This window comes from Flavobacterium sp. FPG59, assembly GCF_002150205.1.
In the GTDB taxonomy this organism is placed as follows: Bacteria; Bacteroidota; Bacteroidia; order Flavobacteriales; family Flavobacteriaceae; genus Flavobacterium.
Genome location: NZ_MTCA01000218.1, coordinates 1 through 5192, shown reverse-complemented (window position 1 = coordinate 5192; position 5192 = coordinate 1). Strand labels below are relative to the sequence as shown.

The window sequence follows — 5192 nt, the reverse complement described above, 5'->3', positions numbered from 1 at the left end:
GATCTAGGTTGTTGAGTTTAAAAGCTGGCTGTAACCATATTATTTTACGAAATTTACTATTTGAAGTAATGTTCACTGACTTGAGAATCTTAACTCGAAAGCTATAAATCAATTTGTAGATCATTATGGATTTTAAAACGCAATGGAGTGTGTTTTGACAATAATAAGAGCTAAGATAATGACACTACTACAAATTTACTTATTTAAACACGTCAAAAATCGATAGGTCATAAGGTAAAGAATATCATTATTTTACAAAGCTCATTAGTACAAATAAAAATAAACCTCCCGCTTAATGGTACTATAGTTTTACCTTTAAAAATTGTTTTTGGTTAAAAGGTTAAAACAGAGAATATCTTGCATAAGAAAAGCCGAACTTTTACATTAAATTGTATTTTCAATGTTTCAAAATTTGTTGGTCTTGAAATTTGTTGAGTTTATCTAGTAAAAAACTAAACTTATTATTTTGAAGGTTTTGATTTAACTAATGTTTGTAAGATATTCAAAAAATATACTAGTTCACATAGTGTTGCTCTAGGAATCGCTTTTTTAAATTGTTATTAAGTACTTATCGATTTTGGTATCAAAGTAAATAAACCTACCTAGTAATTAAACTTCAACGTCATTAAGAAAAGTCGAAGAATATATAGCGAATACGTATTTTGTACCTGTAGCAACTCTGCAGGTTAATTTTACTGCCGTAATAATTGCGGACTATAACAATAAAATAATCAATATCTTATTTTAAAAAAAACCGATTTGTGAGTGTTACAAATCGGTTTTTTATAAATATTAATACTTTTAAAAGACAGCTTTCATTTTTTCTATGATCTCGTTCAAGCATAGATTGTTGATACTGCCTTCATGTGTGTGTTTGGTTTCTTTTGGGGATGTAAAAGTTCCATTTTCCAATTGTTCTGCAACGGCTTTGTAAGCATCTCTAAACGGCGTTCCAGCAACTACCATTTCATTTAAAGTGTCAACCGTAAATAAATAATTGTATTTTCGATCAGCAAGAATATTGTCTTTTACTTCAATGTCTTTTATGGAGAAAATTGCAATATCTAAGCAGGCTTTCAGGTTTTGAATGGCTGGGAATAAACCTTCTTTTAATAATTGTAAATCTCTGTGATAACCACTCGGCAAGTTGTTTGTAATTAACGTAATTTCATAAGGTAAGGCTTGGATTTTATTGCATTTTCCTCGAATCAATTCAAATACATCCGGATTTTTCTTGTGTGGCATGATGCTGGAACCTGTTGTAAGATGCGATGGTAAAGTAATGAAATCAAAATTCTGACTCATATATAAACAAACGTCCATTGCGAATTTTGATAGGGTAGCGGCAACACTACTCATGGCAAAAGCAACTGTTTTTTCTGATTTTCCACGACTCATTTGAGCAGCTACCGAATTGAATTTTAAAGTCTCAAAACCCAATTCTTTCGTTGTAAAAGTTCTATCAATAGGGAAGGAGCTCCCGTAGCCTGCGGCCGAGCCTAATGGATTTTGATCTACAATTTTTAAAGCGGCATTCAGCATTGTGATATCATCAATTAACGTCTCGGCGTAAGCAGAAAACCACATCCCAAAAGAAGATGGCATTGCAATTTGTAAATGGGTGTAGCCAGGTAATAATACATTTTGATGTTTCTCTGCTGATTCCATCAGTAAATCAAAAAGGTTTTTTACTTGAGCTTTTAGCTCTTTCACTACATCTTTGAGGTATAAATTTACATCTACTAAAACTTGATCGTTACGAGAACGCGCGGTATGAATTTTTTTTCCGGCATCGCCTAATTTTTCTGTTAGCAAATATTCAATTTTCGAATGTACATCTTCAAAGGAATCTTCAATTGTGAAATTTCCAGCAGTAACATCAGCAATAATCTCGTTCAAAGCGGCTATTATCATATCTGTTTCATTGGCTGTTAATAAACCAATGTTTCCGAGCATTTTAGCATGTGCAATTGAACCTAAAGCATCGTATTTTGCGAGAACCAAGTCCAGTTCCCTGTCGTTTCCCACAGTGAAATGTTCGATTTGTTTATCTGTTGGTATTCCTTTTTCCCAAAGTTTCATATAGTTTTTTGTTTCAGGTTTAAAGTTTCATCTTGAAACTTGCATGATCTATAGGAATCGTTTTCATAGCCCCGATAATAGTGAAAATCCTTTTATTTTTTTTCTTTAAAAAAATAAAAGATTGTAACGGATAGCGGGATTAGCTCCTAATCATTTTATTGTTTGAAAAAATCAGTTAGTATGTTGATATATAGTTGGATTCCTTCTGTTATTTCATGTATAAATATAAATTCGTTTGCGGAGTGTGACCGCAGGGTTTCACCAGGTCCTAGTTTCAATGATTTGCAACTCAAAACCGATTGATCTGAAAGGGTAGGCGAGCCGTAGGTGGTTCTTCCTAATGCGATTCCGGCTTGCACCAATCCATGAGAACTAGGAATGGAAGAAGCGCTTAAATGCATGGACCTTGGATTAATTTCTGCAATTACATTTGCTCTTAGGGTATCTAGAATTTCTTGATTGCTGTAACAATCATTTATCCTGATATCTACAACTAAATGGCATTCTGCAGGAACTACATTGTGTTGTTTTCCGGCATTTATTTGGGTTACGGTCATTTTAACGGGGCCTAAAACCTCCGAAATTTTTTCGAAATTATAGCCGTTAAACCACTCGATTACGGGAATTGCTTTGTAAATGGAATTATCAAGATTTTGATGTGCGGCATGACTGGCGGTACCTTTTACGATGACATCGAGAACTAATAAACCTTTTTCGGCTATAGCCAATTGCATTAAAGTGGGTTCGCCCACAATGGCACAATCCAGTTCAGGCAAGTGCTTTAAAACACTGTTTAAGCCGTTTTTTCCACTACTTTCCTCTTCTGCAGAGGCTACCATCACCAAATTATAAGGTAAATTTTCATGGGAATAAAAATGAACAAAAGTGGCTAAAAGAGAAACCAAACATCCGCCAGCATCATTGCTGCCTAAACCAAATAATTTCCCCTCTTTTTCAATGGCTTGAAAAGGATCATTGGTATAGCCTTGATTTGGGTTTACCGTGTCGTGGTGAGAATTCAATAATAGCGTAGGTTTTTTTGCATCAAAATGTTGATTGAAAGCCCAAACATTATTATTCTCGCGTTTAAAAGGGATGTTATTTTGTGTAAACCAATTTTCGATTAAAAGTGCTGTTTGATCTTCTTCACTGGAAAATGAAGGTGTTTCAATAAGTGCTTTTAATAGCGCAATGGCTTCTTGTGTAAGGATTTCTATGTTTTTCATACTTATTTTAGCCACAGATTAACCGATTTTTTAAAATTGAAAAGAAATTTTTTCAAAATCGGTGAGACTTGTGTTTCACTTTTTATAATTTGATATTTGTACAAATAGCCGTTGCATCTTGCAACATGCGGTGATGCCCTATTTTTATTTTTTGAACTCCTTTGTTTAAACTATTAAAACAGTTGTCCAGTTTGGGAATCATTCCGGAATGTATGGCTTTTTCGGCTTTTAATTTTGCATATAATTCGGAATTTATGTTTTCAATAACTGAAGCATCGTCTTCAGTATCGAATAGAACTCCTGGTTTTTCAAAACAGTAATTCAAAGTTACCTCAAAAACTTCTGATAAAGCGATTGCTAATTCACTGGCAATCGTGTCTGCGTTTGTGTTTAATAATTGTCCGCTACCATCGTGTGTGATTGCGCAAAATACGGGTACTAGATTGTTTAAAAGTAACGTTTCTAGTAAGGGAGTATTCACTTTGTTGACATCACCTACAAAACCATAATTTATTGTGGGGTGATTTCGTTTTACTGATTGAATTAAATTCCCGTCAGCTCCAGAAAAACCCATCGCATTGGTGGAATTTGCTTGTAATTGTGCGACAATATTTTTGTTGATTTGGCCAGCATAAATCATGACTACTACTTCTAGCATGGCGGCATCGGTGATTCGTCTTCCATCAATCATTTGTGGAACTAAACCCATACTTTCGGCTAATTTTGTAGCTGATTTTCCACCGCCATGAACGAGCATTTTATAGCCTTCGATCATTGAAAAATCTGTTAAAAAATGAGCCAATTCCATCGGGTTATCAATGATATTTCCACCAATTTTTATTAGCGTTATCGGTTTTTTATTTTCCATTTATAAAAGGTTCAGAGGTTTTCAGATACAATGGCTCTGAAGACTTAGCGCCTTAGAACCTCTGCATCTCAGTGCCTTATTTTTTTAATATTTTTTGAAGCACTAATTGTGCTGCGAAGGTTCTATTATTGGCTTGTTCAATCACAATTGAGTTAGGGCCATCAATCACTTCATCTGATACGATCATGTTACGTCTTACAGGCAAACAATGCATAAATTTAGCATCGTTAGTTAATTTCATTTTATCAGCAGTTACCGTCCAGTTTGGATCAGAATTTGTAATTTGTCCGTATTCAATATAATTACTCCAGTTTTTGGCATAAATAAAATCAGCGTTTTCAAATGCTTTGTCTTGATCGTATTCAATTTTTGAATCTTTCGTAATTTCAGGATTCAATTCATACCCTTTTGGATGAGTGATTACAAAATTCATATTTTTTTGTAACTGCATCATTTCTACAAAAGAATTGGCAACAGCTTGAGGTAATGCTTTAGGATGTGGTGCCCATGTTAAAACCACTTTGGGTCGGTGCTTGGGTTTAAATTCTTCAATGGTAATAGCATCAGCTAGTGCTTGTAATGGATGTCCCGTGGCGCTCTCCATGTTGATAATAGGAACAGTTGCATATTTTATAAAACTAGACAGTACTATTTCGGCATTGTCTTTTTCTTTATCAACTAATCCAGCAAATGCTCTTATAGCAATGACATCACAATATTGAGAAACAACTGCAGCTGCTTCTTTAATATGCTCTGAGGCTCCCGAGTTCATTACAGCACCTTCTTCAAATTCTAGGGTCCAGCCTTCATTAGTAAAGTTCATCACCATGACATTCATCCCTAAATTTAAGGCTGCTTTTTGCGTACTCAATCGAGTTCTTAAACTAGAATTGAAAAACAACAATCCTAATGTTTTGTTTTTACCTAACTTTTTATTTTTGAGGGGTTTCTTTTTGATTTTTAAGGCTTTTTTAACCCATGTTTCCAGTACATCTATAGTATTGACAGCGTTGTAA

Annotated in this window: 4 protein-coding genes; all 4 read right to left on the bottom strand. The window is 34.3% G+C overall.

The genetic code is table 11. From position 1 onward, the window contains the following. Nucleotides 1-801 precede the first annotated feature (801 nt). The 4 genes from argH to FPG59_RS13730 all read right to left on the bottom strand — a co-directional run bounded on the left by argH (nt 802) and on the right by FPG59_RS13730 (nt 5173). Nucleotides 802-2082 (bottom strand): argininosuccinate lyase, encoded by a 1281-nt coding sequence (gene argH, locus FPG59_RS13745; protein WP_086455154.1) that lies wholly within the window; start codon nt 2080-2082, stop codon nt 802-804. Between the two features lie 155 nt (nt 2083-2237). Further along, nucleotides 2238-3308: a M20 family metallo-hydrolase gene (locus tag FPG59_RS13740; protein WP_086455153.1), complete on the bottom strand. Its 1071-nt coding sequence runs from the start codon at nt 3306-3308 to the stop codon at nt 2238-2240. 82 nt (nt 3309-3390) lie between these two features. Next, nucleotides 3391-4176 carry an acetylglutamate kinase gene (argB, locus tag FPG59_RS13735; protein ID WP_086455152.1) on the bottom strand — a complete coding sequence of 262 codons (786 nt, stop codon included), beginning with the start codon at nt 4174-4176 and terminating at the stop codon, nt 3391-3393. 76 nt (nt 4177-4252) lie between these two features. Next, nucleotides 4253-5173 carry an N-acetylornithine carbamoyltransferase gene (locus FPG59_RS13730; protein ID WP_086455155.1) on the bottom strand — a complete coding sequence of 307 codons (921 nt, stop codon included), beginning with the start codon at nt 5171-5173 and terminating at the stop codon, nt 4253-4255. Nucleotides 5174-5192 lie beyond the last annotated feature (19 nt).